Origin of the sequence: Hymenobacter sp. IS2118, from assembly GCF_000715495.1 — a bacterium.
Taxonomy (GTDB): domain Bacteria; phylum Bacteroidota; class Bacteroidia; order Cytophagales; family Hymenobacteraceae; genus Hymenobacter.
Map to the genome: position 1 here is coordinate 1 of NZ_JNLX01000072.1, position 21,371 is coordinate 21,371.

Below are 21,371 nucleotides of genomic sequence, written 5' to 3' on the forward strand. Positions count from 1 at the left end.
GTAACTGCACCAAGCCGCTGGTCCAAAGCCGCTTAAAAACGCCAGCCTGGGCCCACTGCTGGAACCGGTCATGGACCGTGGAGGTTGCCCCCAAGCACCGCGGCAAGGCCTTCCACTGCATCCCCGTAACCAAAATATAGTAGATGGCAAAAAAACATTTGGCGGTTACAGGCGGCCGGCCGGCCGCGCTTACCAGGGCCGCTGGCCGGCTCCGGCAGCAGCGGTTCAGCGGCGGCCCAGAGTGCGGGAGAAGGCAAAAAATCGGCGTGTATGGTAGCTTCGTATTCGGTTGTAGTCGGGCGCAACGGGAAATTTGTTAGGTGTGGTAACCCCAAAATTCTCGCGCTCGGCTACAACTTCCTTATTTTCCGGATAGGCTCTTAATGGCTGTTCAGAGCGTCGGTGAAGTGGTGTGCGCCGGATTGGCCAGCGGCTACTACTTGTAGGTGTACCAGTCCAGCACTTCCAGCCCGGCCGCGTCATCGGTGGCTTCCACCACCTCGTCGATGACGTATTGCACTTCGGCTTCGCTCCAGCCCTCGTCTTCGGCGGCGTTTACCCAGAGGTCGATGGCGGCATAGCGGCCCGTACCGGGAGGCAGGAACCAGCGTACTTTTTTGCGGATATTCATAATAAAGCAGTATTGCGAGAATGGCTATTTGGCGGCTTTGAGAACCGTAACCACCACGGGCACCACGCCCGCCTCAATGATGTCGAGCTGCACGGCGGCACGGCGCGATACATCCACAATGTAGCCTTTGGTGTGCGGGCCGCGGTCGGTCACGGTCACTTCCACCGAACGGCCGTTGCGGGTGTTGGTTACCCGAATGAGGGTGCCGAAGGGGAGCGTGTTGTGGGCGGCCGTCATCTCGCCGGGGCGGTAGATGCTGCCGCTGGCCGTGGCCCGGCCCGCAAACTTGTTGGCGTAGTAGGAGCCAAGTCCCTTTTGAGTGGCGGCCCCACGGGGCACGGCGGTCCCTTTGGCCCGGCTGGGCGCGCCTTTGCTCACGCTACGGCTGCTGCCGCACGAGGCCAGCAGGCCCAGCACCAGCAGCGGCAGCAGCCAGGTGCGCCACCAGTAGCGGGGTAATAATCCGGCGTTCAGCATCAGCGTCATTGGCCACAAAATTAGCAATAATCCCCGGTGACCTGCCGCGCTTCGGTTCCCGCAGCGCAATATGTTGGCAACCCGCGGCGCTGATTTATCCGCAAGTGTCCTGAAAATCAACGGCTGCGCTTGCCAGGGCGCGCCTTGGACGCCTTCGTTGGAGCAGCGGGCACGCGCAGGGCCTGCAACGCCCGGAAGTTGCCCTGAAATACATTGAAATCCACCACGCCGCGGATGCCCGGCACGTAGCCTTCGTCGGAATGCTGCCAGATTATCCATTTGCTGGCGGGCATTCTGGGACGTTCAACCTCATAGTGCGCGAGCCAGAGCGGGTAGTCATCGAAGTGGCCGGCCAGGTAGCGCTTGTAGTAGCTGTAGTTGGAATAGATGATGGGCCGCACCCCGTAGTGCGCTTCCACCAGCCGCAGCCAGCGCCCTACTTCGCGGCGCAGCACGGCCACGTCGTGGAAATTGGGTGCTTCGATGTCGAGCACGGGCGGCAAATCGCCGGGGCCGATGGGCACGGTACGCACGAAAAGGTCGGCCTGCAGCTTGCCGTCGCGCTTGGGCTGGAAGTAGTGGTAGGCGCCGCAGAGCACGTCAGTCTTGCGGGCCTCGCGCCAGTTGCGGGCAAAGCGCGCATCGCGCAGGGTGCCGCCTTCGGTCGCTTTAATAAACGCAAAACGCACGCCGTGGCGCGATACTTCGGGCCAATCAATACGGCCCTGATACGCCGACACGTCGATGCCGTGCACCGAGTAACCCGCGAGTAGCGGGGTTTTTTCGCGGCCGGTGAGGCCGTTTTTGGTGAGCGTGGCCCAGGTGCGGCGGGCGTAGCGGTTCACCTGCACGCGGTGGCGCAGGTAGTAGGCCAGGCCCAGGACCAAACCAACCAGCAGCACGGCCAGCACACCGCGCCGCCACGGCCGCCAGCGGGCAGGGCGCGGGGCATGTTTGGCTTGGTGACGGGTGAGACGGGAGGCGGGCATAAGGCGGATAGGTCCAAAAATAACGCCCGGTCCCGGTCCATCGTGCGTTGGACCCGGGGTTTTCACGAACTTTACACTTTCAGCTGCATCTTTCTCCTATGTCCTTCCTCCGCGCCGCCGACGCCCGCGACGAATCCGGCCACCTCATCCGCGAGCTGCACGGCGTCACGCTGGCCCAAATTCTGGAGTACCTCGTGGCCGCCTACGGCTGGCCCGAGCTCGATGCCCGCCTGCGCATGAACTGCTTCGCCGAAAATCCGAGCATCAAATCCAGCCTGAGTTTTTTGCGCCGCACGCCCTGGGCCCGCGCCAAGGTCGAGGAGCTGTACATCAAGGCCCGCACCGCCGAGGTGCAGGGCCGTCCCCGCCCGTAGCACCTATGGCCGACGTATCCGAAAAGTCTTCAAAGACGGCGCTGCTGGCGGGCTTTCTGCTATTCGTGGCCTTCGAAACCGTGGCCTTTTACGGGCTGCAATATATCACGTCGGGCCTGGGCGAATCCAACCAATACCAGGAGGAAAATACTATTGTGAGCAATTGGGTGAAGACGATGGTGTTCTTCGTGGCGCATCTGATACTCGTGATTGCGGCCATGCTGGTACTCAGCAACCAGATGCCGCGCCGCCATCGGGGCCAGGTAATGGGCTGGTTCTACCTAGCGCTGGTGATGAGTTTCGTGCTCATTATCCCGCTGTTTGGATAGGCCCCAAAAAACAAAACCACCGCTGTGGGCGGTGGCTCAAATGTGAAATCCAATAACGGAGTATGCGGCCGGTCGGTCCCGGCGTTATCAATGGACTGCGGTGCCGGTCGGTCCCGGCGTTATAAAATGGAATAAGGGATAGCAGTAGCGGCAGTAACCTGAAACGTTAGTCGTGGCGGATGTCGATTTCGCGCTGCTGGTCGCTGGGGTTGAGGAAGGGAATGCGCACGTGCAGCTCGCTGCCCTCGTGCACGGCGTCGATGCGGGCCAGGTCGAGGTTGTCGGGCAGGTCGAGGGTTTGCATGAACAGGGGCGCGGCCAGCGGGTCGTCGGGCTGGTGGCGGTACTCGCCAAACACGCTGAGCTGCTGCTTATTGAGCACCACGCGGAAGCTGTCGGCAGAAACGGTGGGCATGGCCACGCGCACAATCACGCCCTTAGGGCGCTGGTCGATGCGCAATTGGGGCTGGGCCACGCCACCGCCAATGGTGTTGAGCAAATCGAGCTGCGGAGCAATGGTGCGAATGAATTTTGGGCTGATGAATTTCATGAAAATGGGGCCGGATTAGTATGCGGCTTCATTCCCACTATTACAAATGATGTACCAATCTGAATCAGGCTCAAATGGTATTGATTATCAGACGTGTTGACTGGTTTTTTTCCTCGTTTCGCATGGTTTCGGTCAGTGTGTCGCAACCCGGCATTTATGGCTGCGAATTGCGGACGATATGGCACGGGCCAGCGCTTCAAATAACCGCTCAAAAGCAAATGTATTTTCCCGGTCGTCATGCCGAGCGCAGCCGAGGCATCTCGCTCGCACTGGTCAACGAAGCGAGCGAGATGCCTCGGCTGCGCTCGGCATGACCCAATTGAGTACGGCTACTTCTGCTCTTCTGCTCAGAAGCGGCTGGTGAGGCCAAAGTGAATTTTGGAGGTTCGGATTTCGAATTTCTGGTCGCGCGCGCGGCCTAGCGAGTACACGAACTGGAACAGCCCGGCCGGCGTGCGAAAGCTCAGGCCCGCGCCCGCGCCGGTGGGCTGGTCGGTGTAGCGGTCGGCCTGAACGTCGTGGCGGAGGTAGGCCTGGTCGGCAAAGGCAAATACGTAGGAATCTTCGCCAATGAATTGCCGGAATTCGGCCGTGGCCACTGCGTAAGAGCTGGTGTAAAACTGGTTTTCGTTGAAGCCCCGCAGCGAGTTCAGCCCGCCCAGCCGCAGCAGGTCGTTGGTGAACAGGCGCGGGTTCACCAGGCCCTCGCCGCGCAGTCGCAGCATCAGTACGCCCGCCCGCTTCACCGGAAAATACCGCTCGGCGCGTAGGCCAAACGTGTATTGCGTGGTGCGCAGCTGCAAGCCGTTGTAGAGCTCGGGCCGTAGCTGCGAGTTGCGGTTGATGTTCTTGGTGCCCACCGCGCCCTGCCCGCTCACCAAAGTGCCACGGTGTGGAAAAAACAGGTCGTCGAGGCTGTTGAACGCATACCCCAGGCCGTAAGAATTGTACTGCGAATCGAGGTTTTGGGGCAGCACGGTGGTGTCGCGCAGCACATCGACAAACGAGCCACGTTGCTCGGCGAAAAAGCTGACGCGCCCGGCCCGAATGGTAGGGTAGGTGACCTGCAGCCGGGGCCGGATGGTGGTGAAATCGTTGGTTTGCTTATAGAGGTTGAACATGCCTGACACCTCCAGCGGCGACCCAAAAAAGTTTGGGTGCACGTATTGCAGGTCCAGCAACTGCGAAAGGGCGTCGGTTTTGCGCCATTGCAGGCCCACCTGCTTGCCGCCACCCTTGATGTTGCGCAGGTTGATGGTGACGTCGCCGGTAAACTGCACGCCGGTTTTGGCAAGGTCGGCGTTGGGCAAAATGCCCACAATGGCATCGAACTGGTTGGACGCCCGGTCGTCGAGCAGCAGGTACACGCGGGCAGTGCCTTTGGCAAACCGGATTTCAGGCTCGGCGCGCAGGCGCAGGTAGGGCAGCTGGCGCAGTTGTTGGGCCGCCGCCGCCACCCGCTGCTGGCTAAACGGCTGGTTGGGAAAAATCTGCAGGTATTTGGTGAGGAAGCGCTTTTTGGTTTTGGTGTTGCCCACAATCTGCAGCGAGTCGAACACCACGGCTGGCCCGCGCCGGAGCACCACCCGGCCGGCAATGCCCTGGTCGGTCAGCTCAATAGAATCCAGGCCCACGGTGGCGAAGGGAAAGCCCTGGTTTTCGGCTTCCACCAAAATCCGCTCCTGCAGCTTCGCCCAGTCGGCGGGCAAAAACGGCGTTTGGCGAAACAGCTTTTCGCGGAAGCCGGCGCGGGTGAGCAAGCCGTCGCCCAAGTTGCCGTTGCGCAGGTAGGCCCAGCGAAACGGCTGGCCCACGTAGAGGCGCACGCGTACGGTGTCGCGGGCCCAGCGCATCTCGTCGGCCGAGGCCGTGAGATAGGCATCGGCCTGCAGGGCCAGCACCAGCTCGCGCACCGCTCGCAGGGCGCTGAGCGAATCGGGCACGGTGGCCCGCACTTTGTAGCGCCGCAGCACCGTGCGGTCGGCGGCTTCGGCATCGAAGAGCAGCACGAGTGGCCGGGCCAGCACCCGGCGCGGTGCCACAGCCGGCGCCGGGCTGCTGGCCGGCGGCAGGGGCGGCGCGGCCAGGCCGGGCGCGTTGGGAACGTTGGGGTTTAGCGTGGGCGACTGGGCCAGGGCCGGGAGAGCCCCAGCCAGCCAGCCCCGCAGCAGCCAGCCCAAACAGCACAATAGAAACCGTTTACCCATGCAAAGCCCCAACGCAAAAACCGGCGTTTAATTTCCCGAAGGTAATCCCGGACGCAAACCGGGCTCCGGTCCGCCACGCCTGAAAGGGTAACGAACCGGAGCCCGGCTTCAAAATCAACCAAGAAAAGCTGCGCCACCAGCCAACGTTTGAGCCTGGCCTACAGCCCGAAGTTGTACACTGCTTTCAGGTAGACGAAAGCACCGTTGATGCCCATTTGCACCGGTGCGTAGGGATATACGTCGCGATTGGTGGGAAACGGCGAGGGCGAGCCGTAGCGGTTCTGGAAGAATTGCTCAAACGCACCGCGGCTGGCAAAGCCACCGGGCGCTACCCCATTGGAGGCCGCTTCGTCGAGCGTGTTGGGCCTGACGTTGAGCAGGTTCTGAGCGCCCAGCGTGAGGCCCAGCCCTTTGGTAGCCTGAAAGCTCACCATCAGGTCGGTCACGGTGCGGGGCCGGAACACGAGCAGGTAGCCGCCAAAATCGTACACCGTGGGGTCCGGCGCCACGTCGAAGTAGCGCACTTCGCCGAAGTAGGTGTTGCGCAGGCCCACGCCCAGCTTGCCGCGGGTGTAGTTGATGCCGAGCAGGATTTTGCTGGCCGGGTTGCCGGTTTCGATGAGCGAAAGCTGGCGCGGGTCAATGTAGTTGGTGGTCGGGTTGTCGTCTTCCTGCAGGCTGCGGAAGTTGGCCGGTATGTTCTGGCGGCGCGTGCGGGTGCTGGTGAAGTTGGCCGCCGCGCTCAGCGTCAGCTGGCCCTGGCCCAGGGCGTGGCGGTAGTTGGCTACCAGGTCGAGGCCCTGCGTGCGGGTGTCCAGGTCGTTGGTGAAGAACTGGGCCTGGGTCACGCGGTTGTTGGCCAGTACCTGAGCAAATTCGGGGCTGATGCCGGAGCCCGTGCGCAGCAGGCCCGACAGCGTGATGCGGTCATCGATGTCAATCACATAGGCATCGGCGGTGAAGGAAAAGGCCGGGGTGGGCGTGAGCACCAGGCCGCCGCTCACGCTGCGCGAGGTTTCGGGCGTGAGGGTGGGCACCTGGGCGGCGCGGGTCAGCTCGTCCTGGTTGCTGAAGAGGCCGGAGAATTCAACTCCGGTTACGCCCGGCCGTTGGGTAATCTGGCGGTAGAGCACCTGCTGGAGCGAAGGCGCCCGGAAACCCGTGTTGAAAGCGCCGCGCAAGGCCAGGAATTTGGCGGCCTGCACGCGGGTAGTGACCTTGTAAATGAATGCCGAGCCGAAGGTGGAGTAGTTTTCGTAGCGCAGGGCGCCGCTCACCGACCAGCGCTTGGTGATGTCCGCTTCCACGTCGAGGAAGGCGCCCACGTTGGTGCGGTTGCCGGCCACCACCGACGCTTCGCCGAAGCCGCTGAAGCCCTGGGCCCCCTGCTGCGAGCCCTCTTTGCCTAGGTCGTACTCGGCCTCAGTGCGTTCGTCACCCCGCAGAATTTCGTAGCGGTCGGCCCGGAACTCGGCGCCGATGGCCACGTTGGTGCCCGCCAGTACTTTATCGAAAAAGCGGTTGGCAGTGGCGTTGGTCACATTCTGCAGGAACTGGAAACCCCCGGCGTTATCGAATACCGTGGGCGACGAGGCGCCCAGTGAGGCATTCAGCGTGTTTTCCAGGTCGTAGGTCATCCGGTTGAAGCCGGTGGTGTTGCTCAGGTCCAAGGTCCAGCGGTTGGGGCCGGGCTGGCCCAGCACCAGGCCCACAGTGCCCGCGCCGTCGTTAATGCGGGTGTTCACCTGCGGCTCGTAGCCCAGCGGAAACAGGCTTTCTACGATATTCGGCGCCTGCGTAGCCGGCAGTACCCACAGCGTGGAGGCCTGGCCGCGGCGGAAGTTGTAGCCCCCAAATCCGTACAAGGCCAGCTTGTCAGAAATTTCCACGCGGGCATTTACCAGGCCGCGCAGGTTGCGCACCTCTGCTTCGCCGTTGCGTTGCACAAAGTCGTCGTAGGTTTTGCCGGCCGCAGCCAGCGCAGCCCGTTCGGCGGCCGGGTTGTTGGCCACAAACACGGGGCTCACCAGTGGGTCGCGCGAATAGCTGCGGGTGGTGCGGCCGCGGTAGTCGGCGTCGGCCGTCACGTTCAAAAAGCCCTTCTGGCCCAGCCGGAAGCCCTTATTTATGCCCAGCAGGGTGGCCAGGCCGTCGCCTTCGGTGGTGAGGCCGGAATTGAGCAGCACGCTGCCTTCGCTGTCGCTGTTTTTCAGGTTAATGTTCATCACACCGGCAATGGCGTCGGAGCCGTACTGGGCCGCTGCCCCGTCGCGCAGTACTTCTATCCGTTCCACGCCCAGGCTGGGCAGGGTGTTCAGGTCGGTGCCCACGCTGCCCAAGCCCCGGTTGCTGAGTAGGTTCACCAAGGCTGTAGTGTGACGGCGCTTGCCATTCACCAGCACCAGCATCTGGTCGGAGCCCAGGCCGCGCAGGCTGGAGGGGTCCACGTGGTCGGAGCCGCCGGCAGCCAGCTGCCGGGTCGAGTTGAAGGCTGGAACGGTGTAGTGCAGCAGCTGGGTAAGGTCGGTCTGGGGAGCGGTGCGCACCAGCGTGGCCACATCCACCACGTCCACCGGTACCGCCGATTCAAGGGCGGTGCGGTCATCGCGGCGGGTACCTACGGCTACCGTTTCGGGATTGAGCGTCACGGTGAGGGCCGTCGATTCATCGGCCTTCAAAAACACGTTGGTAATGGTTTGGGGGCGGTAGCCGGGCTGCCGCACCTGCACAATGTATGGGCCGCCGGGCACCAGGCCCGTCACTACAAAGCGGCCCGTGAGGTCGGTTGCCGATGTTCGGGTGGTGCCGGTGGCCAGGTAAATAACGGTGACGGAGGCGCCGTACACTACCGTGGCCGCAGTGCCGGATAGCGCGGCGCCGGTGGTGAGGGCCTGGGCGGCCACTACCTGTCCGCTCAGGTTAGTGCCGGAAAAGGCTCCCGTTGGGGCTGCCGATGGTGCGGAAGGTGTTTGGGCAACAAGAGGAGCAGTAAGTGCCAGTTCAGTGCCTAGCAAAATGCCTAGCAATTGGCAGCAACGGGTAAAATGCATCATATAAAGAATTCGTGGACGTTGTTTGGGCAAGCTTTAATCAATCACCCTGAAAAATGTTTTGATGAGGGACATGCTCAGGCAGTCACAACGGATAATACAATAAGCAAATGCCGAGAGTTAGAGTCTTGTATAATTAAAATTCCCAAAATGGGACAAGTAAAGAGCTTTAAATAATGTTTGTAAAGTTCTTGATGTCAATAACATATTAATTATTTTATTTTTAAATTTCTATAAATGAGAAAATTTTTCTGAAAAAAAACCAACATTTTCAATCGGAGTGAGTTTAGCCAATCATAATTCATATGATTTTAATTCAGTTTTTTATGAAAAGTCAGTACGCCTACTCGGCCCTAGCTCTATGCACAATCTTGACGTCGTGCAGCGATAAAGAGGAGACCAAGCCCGCTACTCCTACCACCACCGAGTTGTCGGCCGTTATCAACGCGTCACAACAAACTGATGTGAACGGCCCGGCTCCGACCAATTCGACCGCTACCGGCACATTCGCAGGTACCTACACCAGCCTCAATCGGCAGCTTTCCTACACTGTTGTCTATCAGGGAATGACTCCGACTATTGCCCACATTCATACCGGCGCGCCGGGCGTATCCGGGCCAGTAGCCATCCCTTTTGCCAACCTGGCCTCACCCATCACGGGCACCGTCACGCTGACTATCGAGCAGGCTGATAACCTCGTGAATAACAGAATGTATGTCAACCTGCACTCTTCTGCTTTTCCAAACGGCGAAATTCGCGGTAACATCAGCAAGAAGTAAGACATTTCAAGCGCCAAAGCGCGGCACTCAGCTGCTCCCTTCTGATGCTTCGGCTTTGGTAGCCAGAACGACTCGTTGCGCGTGCAACGAGTCGTTCTGCGTTTTGGCCACGGCCACCCAGATTAACCGCGCTATGCAGCGGGGGTACATAGGGCGGCGAGTAGCCGCTCCAAAAAGGGCTCATCCCAAGCCAATCGCTTGCGTTTGTTCTTGATACTACGCTTGGTGGGGTCTTGTTTGAGTAGGTTCAGGGCCATTTTACGCACCAGCGTCAAGTTTTGGGCGGCCTGTTGGGCCCGTAGGTGGTGGTCGTCTTCGCCGAAGGTGACATCGAGTTGCCAGTGCAGCGCGTTTTCAATGGCCCAGTGCCCGCGCACGAAGCCATCGGCCTGCGCGGGGGTGAGCCCCGCCCGGCTGCTGAGATAATACCGCTGATAGCAAACCGGCGCACAAGCAGTTGGTTGACTTGTCGTTTGCACCCGGATAAGCGTGGCCAGCCCCGGCCAGCGCCCGGCCTCATCCACCCAGCGCAAATCGGTCTGCGTCCAGACCTGGTAGTGGAGCGGGGTGCGGTCGGCGGCGTAGGCCCAGCGGGTAAAGGCTTGGGCTTCGGGCAGTTTCAACAGGCCACGTTCGGCCTCGGCCAGTAAAGTGGGCTGGTTGGCCTTCAGACCCAAGAGGTAATCGCCGCCCTGGGCAACAATCTGCTGGGCAACCGCTGGTTGGCAGCTGAGGGCATCCAGGCTCACCAGCGCTCCGCGCAGGTCGAGCAGCGCCAGCAAATCGGGCACAGCCCCCAATTCCTGTCCCTTCCCTTGCCCGGTCACCTGCGCCAGGCTCAGCCCGCTGGCACTGGCCACGGCCGACACCACGTGCAGGGGCTTCTGGCCACTGCCGCGCAGCGTTTTACCATCAATGCAGATGTGGTTGGCCTCCTCGGCGGGCAGCACTTCCTGCATCCAGGCCATAAAACAGGCGTTGAAGCGGGCCACGTCCAGTCGCTCAAAGACCCGGCGATAGGTGTCCACGGCGGGCGGGCCGTGGGGCAGGGCCAGGTAACGGCGCAGCAAGGCGTACTTCTGCTGGCCAAAAAGGGTAATCTCCTCGAAATCATCGGCCCCGCAAAGGGTAGCCAACACGCTGATGGCCAAAATATCAACCAGGTAATGGCGGAAATTCTTGTTCTGACGACGGAATTCGGGCAGGGCAGCCAGGTGAGTTTGCAGGGACATCGGCGCATGAGAAATGAGCCGTAAATTTACCCCCGCCACATAGTGCGGTTAATCTGCACGGCCACCCTTGCCCGTGAGAGAGCGTGCCATAGCACTTACCTTTGATGCCGACTCGGCAATTGGGAAAATTAGCTTTCCCGGACTGTTTGCTTGAGGTAATTCCATTTTTTGTGGGCGCTTTTATGGCTGGTCTTTACCTTCATATTCCCTTTTGCAAGCAGGCGTGCCACTACTGCGACTTCCACTTCAGCACCTCGCTGGGGCTAAAAACCCGTTTGGTCGATGCCATCGTGCGGGAAATGGAGCTGCGCCGCGACTACCTGGGCGCCGGGGCGGCGCTGGAAACCATCTATTTTGGCGGCGGCACGCCATCGCTGCTCACGGCCCCGGAGCTGGACCAGATTTTTGACGCTATCAACCGCCATTTCACGGTGCTGCCCCAGGCCGAAATCACCCTCGAAGCCAACCCCGACGACCTCAGTGCCGCCAAGCTGCAGGAACTGCGGCAGGCCGGCGTCAACCGCCTCAGCATCGGCCTGCAAAGCTTTTATGAGCCGCACCTGCGGATGATGAACCGCGCCCACACCGCCGAGGAATCAACCACGGCCGTGCGCCGCGCCCAGGACGCGGGCTTCGAAAACCTGTCCATTGACCTTATTTACGGCGTGCCCGCGCCCGGCCACCACATCTGGGAAGCCGACCTGGCCAACGCCTTTGCGCTGGGCGTGCCGCACGTGTCGGCCTACGCCCTCACTATTGAGCCCGGTACGGCCTTCGGCCACCGCCTGCAAAAGGGCACCTTCCGGGCCGCACCCGATGAGTTTGTGGCCACGCAGTTTGAGATGCTGCTGGCGGCCATGCGCGCCCACGGCTACGAGCAGTACGAAATCAGCAACTTCTGCCAGTCCGGCCGCGAGAGCCGGCACAACGGCAACTACTGGCGCGGCGTGCCCTACCTGGGCCTGGGCCCCAGCGCCCACAGCTACGACGGCCGCAACCGCCAGTCTACCCTGGCCAACAACCCGCAGTACGTGGCCGCCGTGCTTGAGCGCGGCGAGGTGCCCGTGACCCTGGACGTCCTCACCGCCACCGACCGCGCCAACGAGTACCTGCTCACCACCCTGCGCACCGCGCGCGGCTGCGACCTGGCCCACCTGCGCGACTACCTCGGCCTCGACCTGCTGACCACGCGCCCCGCCTACCTGGCCGAGCTGCAGGCCAACGGCTGGGCCCGCCTCACCGGCGAAGTCCTGACCCTGACCGACGCCGGCAAGCTCCTGGCCGACCACATTACCCTGGAATTGTTTGTAGCAGATTGAAGCGGATTTCAACGGATGAAACAGATTTTTGTGGTTCCAGCTCCTAAGCTGCGCCATTTTTTTGTTTGAACGCAATTGAGAAATGCGGGAGTAAAATTTTTACAAATGGTATATTACGGCACTACCGAAGCCGCAGTGCGGAACCACAAATAATCTGTTTCATTCGTTAAAATCTGTTAAATCTGTGGTCAAGTTACTGAGCGACAGCATTGCCGACGATGCCGACTTCTTCGTGGAGCAAATTCACCTCGTGGCCATCGTTTTCGACAACACCGACGACGTGACCGTGTGGGCCACCACGTTTTTCGACAACGACAGCCACTTTTTTCACCTCGCCCTGCCCTTTAAGTCGCTGGACGTGCTGCTGGGCCTGGCCCACACCCGCGCCGCCGACCTGCAGGAGGAAGTCGCCGAAGCCCTGGCCGCCGCCGAGTGGCCCGCCCTGCTCGAATACAACGCCGACGACAAACCGCCCGTGCCGCTGCCCAGCGTTGCCCTCAAACTATCCGTGACCTACCCCGCCACCGAGGACGACGAAAGCGGCGACGAAGAACCCGACGACCCCCAGCCCCACAACATCTTCTACCTCGAAGGTGTGTTTGTACGGCTCGATACCTGAAAGGCCGCGTAATGCTGCCGGCCCGTCCGTGGTCTTGAAAACGTAAAAATGGAGGTTGCGCCGCCCGTCTTTTATCTCATTTCCGGGCTGGGGGCCGACGAGCGGGTGTTTCAGTTCCTGCGCCTGCGGGGCGAGGTACACGTGCTGCGCTGGCTGCCGCCCCAGCACCCGCGCGAGCCGCTGCCGCACTACGCCGCCCGCCTTGCGGCGGTCGTGCCCGTGGCGCAGGCCTGCTGGCTGGTGGGCGTTTCTTTCGGGGGCGTGCTGGCTCTGGAAGTAGCGCAGTTGCGGCCATTGGCCCGTGTGGTGCTGGTGTCCAGCTTCGCGGGGCCCGCCGAGCTGCCGTGGGTGGCGGGCCTGGCGCGGGCCACCGGCCTGCACCACTTGCTGCCGCCCCAGCTGTTGCCGCGCCTGCCACGGCTAGCGCAATGGTTTTTTGGGGTAAAAAACGGCAGCGAATACCAGCTGCTCCGGCAGATTCTGCAGGATACCGACCCGAATTTCACGCGCTGGGCCATCGCCCGGTTGGTGCAGTGGCTGGGCCGGGCCCAAACGCCCGTGGTTCGCATTCACGGCACTTCCGACCGGCTGCTGCCCAAAGGGGCCGCCCGCAGCCAGTACCGGCTGCCAGGCGGTCATCTCATCATCGTGAGCCGCGCCGCCGAAATCAGCCGCATTCTCAATCAACTGTCTGCTGCCGAAGCCGCCCCTGCGGAGTCAACGTAATTCTGAGGTTATTGCAACAAGTCGTTATTCGCGCATGAATCCCTCTTCCAGGAGACGAACGTCTTCAACAATTCCCGTAGTTGGCTCCCCTCTCCCGGAGGGGAGGGGCTGGGGGTGGGGTCCCACGCATCGCATCATCAACCCCCGCTACCCATGCTTCCCACTTACCCGTACGCCGGCCGCACCTACGCCTTCGACCCCGCCGCTCCCATCGATATTTCCCTGCCCCTGGCCCCCGGTTCCAACCAGGTGAACTGCTTCTGGGCCGAGCCCGTGCAGTTCGACACCATTCGGGTGGGCAGCTTTGTGGGCAGCGTGGCGCTGGGCGGCAGCACCAACTACCAGCGCGTGCACCTCACGCCCCATGGCAACGGCACCCACACCGAGTGCTACGGCCACATCTCGCCCGACCCGGCCGCCACCCTCAACCAGTGCCTGCGCCGCTTCCTGTTTGTGGCCCGGCTGGTGAGCGTGGCCCCCGTGCCCCAGCCCAACGGCGACCTTGTGGTGATGCTGGCCGACGTGCAAGCCGCCCTGGCCCTGCAGCCCGACCGCACCCTGCCCGAAGCCCTGGTGCTGCGCACCCTGCCCAACGACCCCGCCAAGCGCACCCGCCAGTACTCCGGTACCAATCCCACCTACATCGAGCCCGCGCTGGCGCATTTTCTGGTGGAGCATGGCGTGGAACATTTCCTCCTCGACCTGCCCAGCGTGGACCGCGAAGAGGACGCCGGCCAGCTCCTGGCCCACCACGCCTTCTGGACTTACCCCGCCGCTCCCCGCTGCAGCGCCACCATCACCGAGCTGATTTTTGTGCCCGATGCAGCGCCGGATGGGTTGTACCTTCTTAATATCCAGGTCACTAGTCTTGAGCTGGATGCAAGCCCTAGCAAGCCGGTGCTCTACCGTCTGGAAGAACTGCCTCCCGCTTAACCTGCAGATGGGACATGCCCCTGCATACTACAAAGTACGCATGCCGAGCCACAACGCAAAAAGGGCAGCTTCGTGAGAAGCAGCCCTTTTCTATATCAGCCTAACAGCAATTAAGCTGGCATCGAAACTACTTCGCGGGGCAGAACCGTCACGAACGAACGGTCTTTGCGACCTTTCTTGAACTGAACTTCGCCGTCAACGAGCGCGAACAGCGTGTGGTCCTTGCCCATGCCTACGTTCTCACCGGCGTGGTGCTTGGTACCGCGCTGACGCACGATGATGTTGCCGGCAACGAGGGCCTGGCCACCGAAGATTTTTACGCCGAGACGTTTGGAATGCGATTCGCGGCCGTTGTTGGACGAGCCGACACCTTTCTTGTGAGCCATGTTGTTGTCTTAATTAAAAATTAAAAATGATGAATTAAAAATGAGTTGAATAGCTGAAGCTGAACAACTTTTAATTTTTAATTCTCAATTTTTAATTGGCCTTAGCCGATGCTGTTAATCATTACTTTAGTGAACGACTGGCGGTGGCCGTTCATCTTCTGGTAGCCCTTGCGGCGCTTCTTTTTGAAGACGAGAACTTTGTCACCCTTCACGTGAGCGAGGATGGTGCCGGTTACGGCAATGTTCAGCTCGGGGGCACCGATGGTCAGCGTGCCGTTGTCGTCGGTCAGCAGGGCGTTGCCCAGCGTAACGACGTCACCGACGTTGCCGGCCAGTTTGTGAGCGTAAACGAATTTGTTGGCCTCAACCTTGGTCTGCTGGCCAGCTATGTTAACAATTGCGTACATCAGCTTTCGCGGGTTTTTCTGAAATGGGAAGGCAAAAGTACGAATATGGTTTGGGATTTCCAAGTCTAAGTTCTTAATCGTCATCGGCTGTTCGCGACCCCACGCTTCATTACTCCCTTCAGCAGGAAACCAGGCAGGTTTCAGGCGCGCAAGAAAATTAAGACAAAAGCTGCCTAAAGCCGGCTGTTTTGGGGACAAGCCCACTTATCCACAGCTGGAATGTGGATAAGTGGGAGAAAAGGAGCTGATATTGAGGTGTTTTTGAGTTGCAGGGGCAGAGCCAGGAGAGCACCGCTGGCCAATTAATAAGTGAAAATATTCAGGGCTTAACTAAAAATTAATGAATAAAAAACCCTGGATTGGTGGCAATAGCCTCTCGGGACGGGGCTATATTTGATGCTGGAAGGCCAACTGCTTTTCTGACACGGCGTGTAAACAACTGCCCGATATCAGCAGTTTGCATGCTGTCTTCCTCGACATCACCTGCCACCTAGAATCCCGCTATTTATGGAGCCGCTCCTCGCCGAAAACCCCAACCGCTTCGTGCTATTTCCCATCCAGAACGATGAGGTGTGGCAGTATTACAAGAAGTCGCAGGCCTCGTTCTGGACGGCCGAAGAAATTGACCTCTCGCAGGACCAGAAAGACTGGAACAACCTGAACGACAACGAACGGCACTTTATTAAGCACGTGCTGGCCTTCTTCGCGGCCTCCGACGGTATCGTGAATGAGAACCTGGCCGTGAACTTCATGCAGGAGGTGCAGATGCCCGAGGCGCGCTGCTTCTACGGCTTCCAGATTATGATGGAAAACATTCACAGCGAAACGTATTCGCTGCTGATTGATACCTACATCAAGGACCCCAAGGAGAAGGACTACCTTTTCAACGCCCTTGAAACGGTGCCCGCCGTGCAGAAGAAAGGCGAGTGGGCCCTGAAATGGATTAATTCCGAGAATTTCGCCGAGCGCCTCATCGCATTTGCCGCCGTGGAAGGCATCTTCTTCTCGGGCTCGTTCTGCTCCATTTTCTGGCTGAAAAAGCGCGGCCTTATGCCCGGTCTCACGTTCTCGAATGAATTGATTTCCAGAGATGAAGGCCTGCATTGCGACTTTGCCTGCCTCCTCTACGGCTACCTGCAAAACAAGCTGAGCGAAGAGCGGGTGCAAGGCATCATCGCCGACGCCGTGCGCATCGAGCAGGAGTTTGTGACCGACGCGCTGCCGGTGAGCCTCATCGGCATGAATGCCAAAAACATGGCGAACTACATCGAGTTTGTGGCCGACCGCCTGCTGGTGTCTTTGGGGTGCGCTAAGATTTACAACACGGCCAATCCTTTCGATTTCATGGAAATGATTTCGGTGCAGGGCAAAACCAACTTCTTCGAGAAGCGCGTGGCCGAGTACCAGAAAGCCGGCGTGATGAGCGAGCGCACCGAAAACGCCTTCTCGCTGGACGAGGATTTCTAAGCTACTGGCAGTATTTGAGTTATAGCCACAAAAAAGCCCGCCGCTACGCAAGTAGGGCGGGCTTTTTTGTGGGGCCGGCTGGCTAGCGGTAAGCAGGCGTCAGCGCAGGGGCCGGTGCAGCGTCGGCCGACGCCGCGGGGGCAGGCTCAAACAGCCGGCGTAGCACCAGGTGCGTGGGGATGTATATCACGACCAGTAGGGTAGCCATCCAGCCGAGGAGGTAGAGCGGGGCGGGCAGCCAGGTTTGGGCGTGGGCATCGTCGAAGCCGAAAACGTAGTTGATGTTGACCGGGATTTTGGGGTCGGGCATGATGGTGCCGGCGGGCGGCAGCAGGAAGAAGGCCACCAGGCACAGCCCCCAGCCCACGGCCGTCCACGACCAGAGGGCGCGGCGGTCGTAGCCCAGGCGCTTCACCAGAAACAGCAGCAGGAAGGGCAGCCAGCCGTGGAAGAAGGACAGCCCACGCAAGAACAGCGAGCGGTTGGGGTCGAACATGTAGGCCGTGAGGCCCACGAGATGCACGCCAAACAATTCCCCCAAAAAGTCGGCGCACCACAGTACTTGCGGCAGCAGGATGCCCACGGCGGCCATTGAAGCGGGCAGCGCCTTCTCCGTCCAGAGGCTGATGAGGCTGAGCAGAAGGGCTATATCGCAGAAATACAGGAAGTTGGTAGCCCCGTAGTTGACGTAGTACACGGGCACCAGCACCGCCACGAAAGCGGTAACCACTAGTTTGAGCCAAAGCGGCAGGCGGGAGGCGGAAGCAGTAAGCATGCGTGCGAGCGTGAAGTGAGAGCCCGAAACCAGCAACGAGTATGCTGGGAAGCCGATGCGAAATAAGTGGACTGCAGGCGGATTGCCGAGCCCACATTTACCATAGCAGGACTTTTCAATAAAATACAATTGATTGCAATTAACTGATTGTCAGATTATAAATTTAAATTATCCAGACTTTGAATCGTTGTTATCCGGGCCTGAAATAGCGGCTAACTGTTGGTCCGCAGGCACCAGCTTAGTACCTTTTGCCTCCCAAGCAGGCAACTTTTATAGTACTCACGCAACCGTCTTTCTTACGCGCTTTCTCGCAGAGGCCCGCAGAGGTAAACGCGGAGGTTCGCAGATTTCGCAGCCTGACCTCTGCGAACCTCGGCGAGAATTAACTCTGCGTAAATCCTATTTCCAACTGATTGGCAGCGGTTCAACGAATCGGCTTCCGGCCTGAAAGAGGTATACAACCAATCCCCATACCGCAGAATCTCATGAGCCTGAGCATCGAAACCCACGACAACCAGTGGCCCTTGCCGGGCCAACTCGACCCCAACCTGACGCCCTGCGCCTTCTGCCGTCGCCGGCTGCTGGTGAACGGCAAGCCGGTATTCGAAACCTGTTCGTGCAAAGCCTTGGGGCCGCCCGTGACGATTGGGGCGCTGGCCGTAGCGGGCGCGGCGTTGCTGGCGGGCGCGGGACTGTGGTGGTGGCGCGGCCGGAAGTAGCCGGCGTTTCAGCGCGTGGCAACACGAAACGGTCGCGGCCTGGCGTTGCGGGAGCTATGACGAGACTTCGACGCTTCTTGGAGTAGCTGCGGCCATGGATGCCATATCTGATATGTTGGGCTGGCTAGGCATGTCAAACCAATAAATGCTGAGTGCAAGGCCTTTGCCAGTCGTGGTGTAATGAGTGCTGTTGACTTACTACTGAAGCGGTTATGAACAAATTGATTGTTGGGTCGCTGATTGTCTTGCCAATCTTCTGGCTGCCTTGGTTTCACGCCACGGCGCAATCCAGTGCCGCCCCTGGCCGTCGCCAATCAACACGGCAAGACCCTGGGGATTGCCCGTACCATTACGTGGAACAAATGCCTTCACTGCCGAAAGGGGGAGGGATTGCTGCCATCACGAATGAGATTGGAAGAACGGTGAAAGTGCCTCGGATACAGCCGCAACTACCTTGGCGGCGTAGCGTGGTCTATTTCGTAGTGGGAACCAAGGGCAATGTCTATCGGGAAACAATCCTGAAAAGTAGTGGCGTGGCCACCTACGACGAAGCGCTATTAGCCGCAGTGCGAGCTTTGCCCCGACTGGTACCGGGGCGTCAAAATGGAAGAGCTGTACCGGTGGGACTTACGATACCGATTCGGGTCGAAGTGCGATAAAAATTGTTTTTGCTGACGAAAACGAAGGAGCAATTTGCGCGCAGGAATGATAAGCACCTCTGTCCCTGATTGTGTGCCTGTGATTGCATGGAGATGGAAGCATTGTTACTAGCCGACAACGCTCACTTCCAAAAACTGGCCTGCATCGCATCCAGAGCAATATGTGGAAAACTTCCCCATTTTTTCCTTGCCCTCCCAAAACCCAGGCGGTAATTTCCGGGATTGAATACCACCGGGCTGCCACTACCCGTTGCCTTCCGTTCTACCCTTCCCCAAACTGCCTCAACGACTTGCCGCCGGCCCTGCGCCGCGCCGGCTACATTCTATACGCAAAAACCCACACCAAAACACCACTGGTATGCTAGTAATTAAACGCGACGGCCGCCGCGAATCCGTCAAGTTCGACAAAGTAACCGCCCGCATTGAGAAGCTTTGCTACGGGCTGAACATGGATTTCGTGTCGCCGATTGCCGTGGCCATGAAGGTGATTGACGGCATCTACGACGGCGTGACGACCGTGGAGCTCGACAACCTCGCCGCCGAAACGGCCGCCTCGCTCACCACCAAGCACCCGGACTACGCTATTCTGGCGGCCCGCATTGCGGTGAGCAACCTGCACAAGGTGACGTCGAAGTCCTTCAGCAGCACCATGAAGCGGCTTTATACCTACGAGGACCCGAAGAATGGCGACAATGCTTCGCTGCTGGCTACTGATGTGTGGGAGGTAATTCATAAGAATGCCCACACCCTGGACTCGGCCATTATCTACGACCGGGACTACAACTACGACTTCTTCGGCTTCAAGACGCTGGAGCGGAGCTACCTGCTGCGCCTGGAGGGCAAGGTGGTGGAGCGGCCGCAGCACATGCTGATGCGCGTGTCGGTGGGCATCCACAAGGAGGACATTGATTCGGTTATCAAGACGTATAACTTGCTGAGCGAGCGGTGGTTTACGCATGCCACGCCCACGCTGTTCAACGCCGGCACGCCGAAGCCGCAGATGTCGAGCTGCTTCCTGCTCACGATGAAGGACGACTCGATTGATGGCATTTATGACACCTTGAAGAACTGCGCGCTGATTTCGCAGTCGGCCGGTGGCATTGGGCTATCGGTGAGCAATGTGCGGGCTACGGGCTCCTACATTAAAGGGACGAATGGCAACTCGAACGGGCTGGTGCCGATGCTGAAGGTGTTCAACGACACGGCCCGCTACGTGGACCAGGGCGGTGGGAAGCGCAAGGGCGCGTTCGCCATTTACCTGGAGCCCTGGCACGCCGATATTTTCGAATTCCTGGACCTGAAGAAGAACCACGGCAAGGAGGAAATGCGCGCCCGCGACCTGTTTTACGCCCTCTGGACGCCCGATTTGTTCATGAAGCGCGTGGAGGAAAACGGCGACTGGACGCTGATGTGCCCGCACGAGTGCCCCGGCATGGAGAATTCCTGGGGTCCGGAATTCGAGAAGCTGTACCTGAAGTACGAGAAGGAGGGCCGCGGCCGCCGCACCATCAAGGCGCAGGAGCTGTGGTTCGCCATTCTGGAAAGCCAGACGGAGACGGGCACGCCCTACATGCTGTTCAAGGACGCGGCCAACGGCAAATCGAACCAGCAGAACTTGGGCACGATTAAGAGCTCGAACCTGTGCACCGAGATTATTGAGTACACCGACAAAGACGAAATTGCGGTGTGCAACCTGGCTTCGCTGGCGCTGCCCCGCTACCTCGTGACGGACGCCAAGGGCAACACCACTTTCGACCACGACAAGCTGTACGAGGTGACCTACCAGGCCACGCTGAACCTGAACAAGGTGATTGACGTGAACTACTACCCGGTGCCCGAAACGCAGAAGTCGAACTTCCGCCACCGGCCCATCGGGCTGGGCGTGCAGGGGCTGGCCGATACGTTTATTGCCCTGCGCATGCCCTTCGAGAGCGACGAAGCCTGCGGCCTGAACAAGGACATCTTCGAAACCATCTACTTCGCGGCCATGACGGCTTCGAAGGACCTCGCCATCAAGGACGGGCACTACGAAACCTTCCCCGGCTCGCCCCTGAGCCAGGGCAAGTTCCAATTCGACCTCTGGAACGTGACGCCCGACTCGGGCCGCTGGGACTGGGAGAGCCTGCGCGCCGAGGTGGTGAAGCACGGCGCCCGCAACTCGCTGCTGGTGGCGCCCATGCCCACGGCCAGCACCGCCCAGATTCTGGGCAACAACGAGTCGTTTGAGCCCTACACGAGCAACATTTACGTGCGCCGGGTGCTCAGCGGGGAGTTTATGGTGGTGAACAAGCACCTGCTGAAGGACCTGGTGGCTCTGGGCCTCTGGAACGACGGCATGAAGCAGGAAATCATCGCCGCCAACGGCTCGGTGCAGGGCATTGCCCGCATCCCGCAGCACATCAAGGACCTGTACAAGACGGTGTGGGAGATTTCGCAGCGCCGCATCATCGACCAGGCCGCCGACCGCGGGGCCTACATCTGCCAGAGCCAGAGCCTGAACCTGCACGTGCAAAACGTGAACTTCGGCAAGCTCACCAGCATGCACTTCCACAGCTGGAAGCGCGGCCTGAAAACCGGCATGTACTACCTGCGCACCAAAGCCGCCGCCGACGCCATCAAGTTCACGGTGGAAAAGCAAGCCGCCGAAACCCTGGAGCCCATGGCCCTGGTGGAGCAAAACCAAGCCGACATGAGCTGCTCGCTGGACAACCCGGATGCCTGCGAGGCGTGTGGGTCGTAAAGC

At 60.0% G+C, this 21,371-nt stretch carries 22 protein-coding genes; 11 read left to right on the forward strand and 11 right to left on the reverse strand.

Features of this window, described 5'->3' with window-relative positions; genetic code table 11:
* The 4 genes from GM79_RS24655 to GM79_RS05865 all read right to left on the reverse strand — a co-directional run.
* Positions 1–313, reverse strand: a 313-nt coding sequence (locus GM79_RS24655; RefSeq protein WP_152559868.1) for a transposase, incomplete at its 3' end; no start/stop codon positions are given.
* A gap of 123 nt (positions 314–436) precedes the next feature.
* Entirely contained in the window at positions 437–631 is a 195-nt protein-coding gene (locus GM79_RS05855) for a hypothetical protein (protein ID WP_035560700.1), read from the reverse strand.
* A 24-nt stretch (positions 632–655) separates the two neighbouring features.
* Entirely contained in the window at positions 656–1,117 is a 462-nt protein-coding gene (locus GM79_RS05860) for a septal ring lytic transglycosylase RlpA family protein (protein ID WP_235183927.1), read from the reverse strand.
* A 107-nt stretch (positions 1,118–1,224) separates the two neighbouring features.
* Positions 1,225–2,097 carry a glycoside hydrolase family 25 protein gene (locus GM79_RS05865; RefSeq protein ID WP_051718565.1) on the reverse strand — a complete coding sequence of 291 codons (873 nt, stop codon included), beginning with the start codon at positions 2,095–2,097 and terminating at the stop codon, positions 1,225–1,227.
* A 98-nt stretch (positions 2,098–2,195) separates the two neighbouring features.
* Between GM79_RS05865 and GM79_RS05870 the strand changes: the two genes are divergently transcribed.
* A complete protein-coding gene (locus GM79_RS05870) occupies positions 2,196–2,471 on the forward strand; it encodes a VF530 family DNA-binding protein (protein ID WP_051718566.1) in 276 nt (91 codons plus the stop codon).
* Between the two features lie 5 nt (positions 2,472–2,476).
* On the forward strand, positions 2,477–2,800 hold the full coding sequence (locus tag GM79_RS05875) for a hypothetical protein (RefSeq protein ID WP_035560703.1): 324 nt from the start codon (positions 2,477–2,479) through the stop codon (positions 2,798–2,800).
* Positions 2,801–2,966: 166 nt separating this feature from the next.
* Here GM79_RS05875 and GM79_RS05880 read toward each other — a convergent pair whose 3' ends face one another.
* The 3 genes from GM79_RS05880 to GM79_RS05890 all read right to left on the reverse strand — a co-directional run bounded on the left by GM79_RS05880 (position 2,967) and on the right by GM79_RS05890 (position 8,571).
* Complete coding sequence (locus GM79_RS05880; protein ID WP_035560706.1) at positions 2,967–3,350, reverse strand: Hsp20/alpha crystallin family protein; 384 nt, start codon at positions 3,348–3,350, stop codon at positions 2,967–2,969.
* Positions 3,351–3,697: 347 nt separating this feature from the next.
* On the reverse strand, positions 3,698–5,530 hold the full coding sequence (locus GM79_RS05885; RefSeq protein ID WP_051718567.1) for a BamA/TamA family outer membrane protein: 1,833 nt from the start codon (positions 5,528–5,530) through the stop codon (positions 3,698–3,700).
* A gap of 185 nt (positions 5,531–5,715) precedes the next feature.
* Entirely contained in the window at positions 5,716–8,571 is a 2,856-nt protein-coding gene (locus GM79_RS05890) for a TonB-dependent receptor (RefSeq protein WP_161787129.1), read from the reverse strand.
* A 341-nt stretch (positions 8,572–8,912) separates the two neighbouring features.
* On the opposite strand from GM79_RS05890, the gene GM79_RS05895 reads away from it, so the two are divergent.
* Positions 8,913–9,386, forward strand: a complete 474-nt coding sequence (locus GM79_RS05895) for a CHRD domain-containing protein (protein WP_051718569.1) — start codon at positions 8,913–8,915, stop codon at positions 9,384–9,386.
* A 131-nt stretch (positions 9,387–9,517) separates the two neighbouring features.
* Here the strand turns inward: GM79_RS05895 and GM79_RS05900 are convergent, their stop codons facing one another.
* A complete protein-coding gene (locus GM79_RS05900; RefSeq protein WP_051718570.1) occupies positions 9,518–10,618 on the reverse strand; it encodes an ISAs1 family transposase in 1,101 nt (366 codons plus the stop codon).
* Positions 10,619–10,800: 182 nt separating this feature from the next.
* On the opposite strand from GM79_RS05900, the gene hemW reads away from it, so the two are divergent.
* The 4 genes from hemW to GM79_RS05920 all read left to right on the forward strand — a co-directional run bounded on the left by hemW (position 10,801) and on the right by GM79_RS05920 (position 14,215).
* Positions 10,801–11,937: a radical SAM family heme chaperone HemW gene (gene hemW, locus GM79_RS05905; protein WP_035560869.1), complete on the forward strand. Its 1,137-nt coding sequence runs from the start codon at positions 10,801–10,803 to the stop codon at positions 11,935–11,937.
* A gap of 184 nt (positions 11,938–12,121) precedes the next feature.
* The gene (locus GM79_RS05910) at positions 12,122–12,556 is read left to right on the forward strand and encodes a hypothetical protein (RefSeq protein ID WP_035560709.1); all 435 of its coding nucleotides are present in this window, start codon (positions 12,122–12,124) and stop codon (positions 12,554–12,556) included.
* A 48-nt stretch (positions 12,557–12,604) separates the two neighbouring features.
* Complete coding sequence (locus GM79_RS05915) at positions 12,605–13,282, forward strand: alpha/beta fold hydrolase (protein ID WP_051718571.1); 678 nt, start codon at positions 12,605–12,607, stop codon at positions 13,280–13,282.
* Positions 13,283–13,435: 153 nt separating this feature from the next.
* Complete coding sequence (locus GM79_RS05920; RefSeq protein WP_035560712.1) at positions 13,436–14,215, forward strand: cyclase family protein; 780 nt, start codon at positions 13,436–13,438, stop codon at positions 14,213–14,215.
* A 110-nt stretch (positions 14,216–14,325) separates the two neighbouring features.
* Here GM79_RS05920 and rpmA read toward each other — a convergent pair whose 3' ends face one another.
* Both rpmA and rplU read right to left on the reverse strand, forming a co-directional pair.
* Positions 14,326–14,601 carry a 50S ribosomal protein L27 gene (rpmA, locus tag GM79_RS05925; protein WP_035560714.1) on the reverse strand — a complete coding sequence of 92 codons (276 nt, stop codon included), beginning with the start codon at positions 14,599–14,601 and terminating at the stop codon, positions 14,326–14,328.
* A gap of 101 nt (positions 14,602–14,702) precedes the next feature.
* Positions 14,703–15,008: a 50S ribosomal protein L21 gene (gene rplU / locus GM79_RS05930; RefSeq protein ID WP_035560717.1), complete on the reverse strand. Its 306-nt coding sequence runs from the start codon at positions 15,006–15,008 to the stop codon at positions 14,703–14,705.
* Between the two features lie 507 nt (positions 15,009–15,515).
* Here rplU and GM79_RS05935 point away from each other — a divergent pair.
* The gene (locus tag GM79_RS05935) at positions 15,516–16,475 is read left to right on the forward strand and encodes a ribonucleoside-diphosphate reductase small subunit (protein WP_035560719.1); all 960 of its coding nucleotides are present in this window, start codon (positions 15,516–15,518) and stop codon (positions 16,473–16,475) included.
* Positions 16,476–16,557: 82 nt separating this feature from the next.
* Here the strand turns inward: GM79_RS05935 and GM79_RS05940 are convergent, their stop codons facing one another.
* Entirely contained in the window at positions 16,558–17,250 is a 693-nt protein-coding gene (locus GM79_RS05940) for a hypothetical protein (RefSeq protein WP_035560876.1), read from the reverse strand.
* Positions 17,251–17,735: 485 nt separating this feature from the next.
* On the opposite strand from GM79_RS05940, the gene GM79_RS05945 reads away from it, so the two are divergent.
* The 3 genes from GM79_RS05945 (at position 17,736) to GM79_RS05950 (ending at position 21,368) form a co-directional block, all read left to right on the forward strand.
* Positions 17,736–17,969, forward strand: a complete 234-nt coding sequence (locus GM79_RS05945) for a hypothetical protein (protein ID WP_051718572.1) — start codon at positions 17,736–17,738, stop codon at positions 17,967–17,969.
* 362 nt (positions 17,970–18,331) lie between these two features.
* On the forward strand, positions 18,332–18,628 hold the full coding sequence (locus GM79_RS26465; protein WP_410471175.1) for a TonB family protein: 297 nt from the start codon (positions 18,332–18,334) through the stop codon (positions 18,626–18,628).
* A 358-nt stretch (positions 18,629–18,986) separates the two neighbouring features.
* Positions 18,987–21,368, forward strand: coding sequence for a ribonucleoside-diphosphate reductase subunit alpha (locus GM79_RS05950; protein ID WP_035560726.1), 2,382 nt, complete (start codon positions 18,987–18,989; stop codon positions 21,366–21,368).
* The last annotated feature ends 3 nt before the right edge of the window (positions 21,369–21,371 follow it).

Bases quoted from the DNA above. Each gene is read 5' to 3' on its own strand.
- GM79_RS05895 (WP_051718569.1), top strand. From the start codon at position 8,913: ATGATTTTAATTCAGTTTTTTATGAAAAGTCAGTACGCCTACTCGGCC.
- GM79_RS05900 (WP_051718570.1), bottom strand. From the start codon at position 10,618: ATGTCCCTGCAAACTCACCTGGCTGCCCTGCCCGAATTCCGTCGTCAG.
- GM79_RS05945 (WP_051718572.1), top strand. From the start codon at position 17,736: ATGAGCCTGAGCATCGAAACCCACGACAACCAGTGGCCCTTGCCGGGC.
- GM79_RS05940 (WP_035560876.1), bottom strand. From the start codon at position 17,250: ATGCTTACTGCTTCCGCCTCCCGCCTGCCGCTTTGGCTCAAACTAGTG.
- GM79_RS26465 (WP_410471175.1), top strand. From the start codon at position 18,332: ATGCCTTCACTGCCGAAAGGGGGAGGGATTGCTGCCATCACGAATGAG.
- GM79_RS05880 (WP_035560706.1), bottom strand. From the start codon at position 3,350: ATGAAATTCATCAGCCCAAAATTCATTCGCACCATTGCTCCGCAGCTC.
- rpmA (WP_035560714.1), bottom strand. From the start codon at position 14,601: ATGGCTCACAAGAAAGGTGTCGGCTCGTCCAACAACGGCCGCGAATCG.
- GM79_RS05915 (WP_051718571.1), top strand. From the start codon at position 12,605: ATGGAGGTTGCGCCGCCCGTCTTTTATCTCATTTCCGGGCTGGGGGCC.
- GM79_RS05875 (WP_035560703.1), top strand. From the start codon at position 2,477: ATGGCCGACGTATCCGAAAAGTCTTCAAAGACGGCGCTGCTGGCGGGC.
- GM79_RS05870 (WP_051718566.1), top strand. From the start codon at position 2,196: ATGTCCTTCCTCCGCGCCGCCGACGCCCGCGACGAATCCGGCCACCTC.
- hemW (WP_035560869.1), top strand. From the start codon at position 10,801: ATGGCTGGTCTTTACCTTCATATTCCCTTTTGCAAGCAGGCGTGCCAC.
- GM79_RS05865 (WP_051718565.1), bottom strand. From the start codon at position 2,097: ATGCCCGCCTCCCGTCTCACCCGTCACCAAGCCAAACATGCCCCGCGC.
- rplU (WP_035560717.1), bottom strand. From the start codon at position 15,008: ATGTACGCAATTGTTAACATAGCTGGCCAGCAGACCAAGGTTGAGGCC.
- GM79_RS05855 (WP_035560700.1), bottom strand. From the start codon at position 631: ATGAATATCCGCAAAAAAGTACGCTGGTTCCTGCCTCCCGGTACGGGC.
- GM79_RS05860 (WP_235183927.1), bottom strand. From the start codon at position 1,117: ATGACGCTGATGCTGAACGCCGGATTATTACCCCGCTACTGGTGGCGC.
- GM79_RS05935 (WP_035560719.1), top strand. From the start codon at position 15,516: ATGGAGCCGCTCCTCGCCGAAAACCCCAACCGCTTCGTGCTATTTCCC.
- GM79_RS05920 (WP_035560712.1), top strand. From the start codon at position 13,436: ATGCTTCCCACTTACCCGTACGCCGGCCGCACCTACGCCTTCGACCCC.
- GM79_RS05950 (WP_035560726.1), top strand. From the start codon at position 18,987: ATGCTAGTAATTAAACGCGACGGCCGCCGCGAATCCGTCAAGTTCGAC.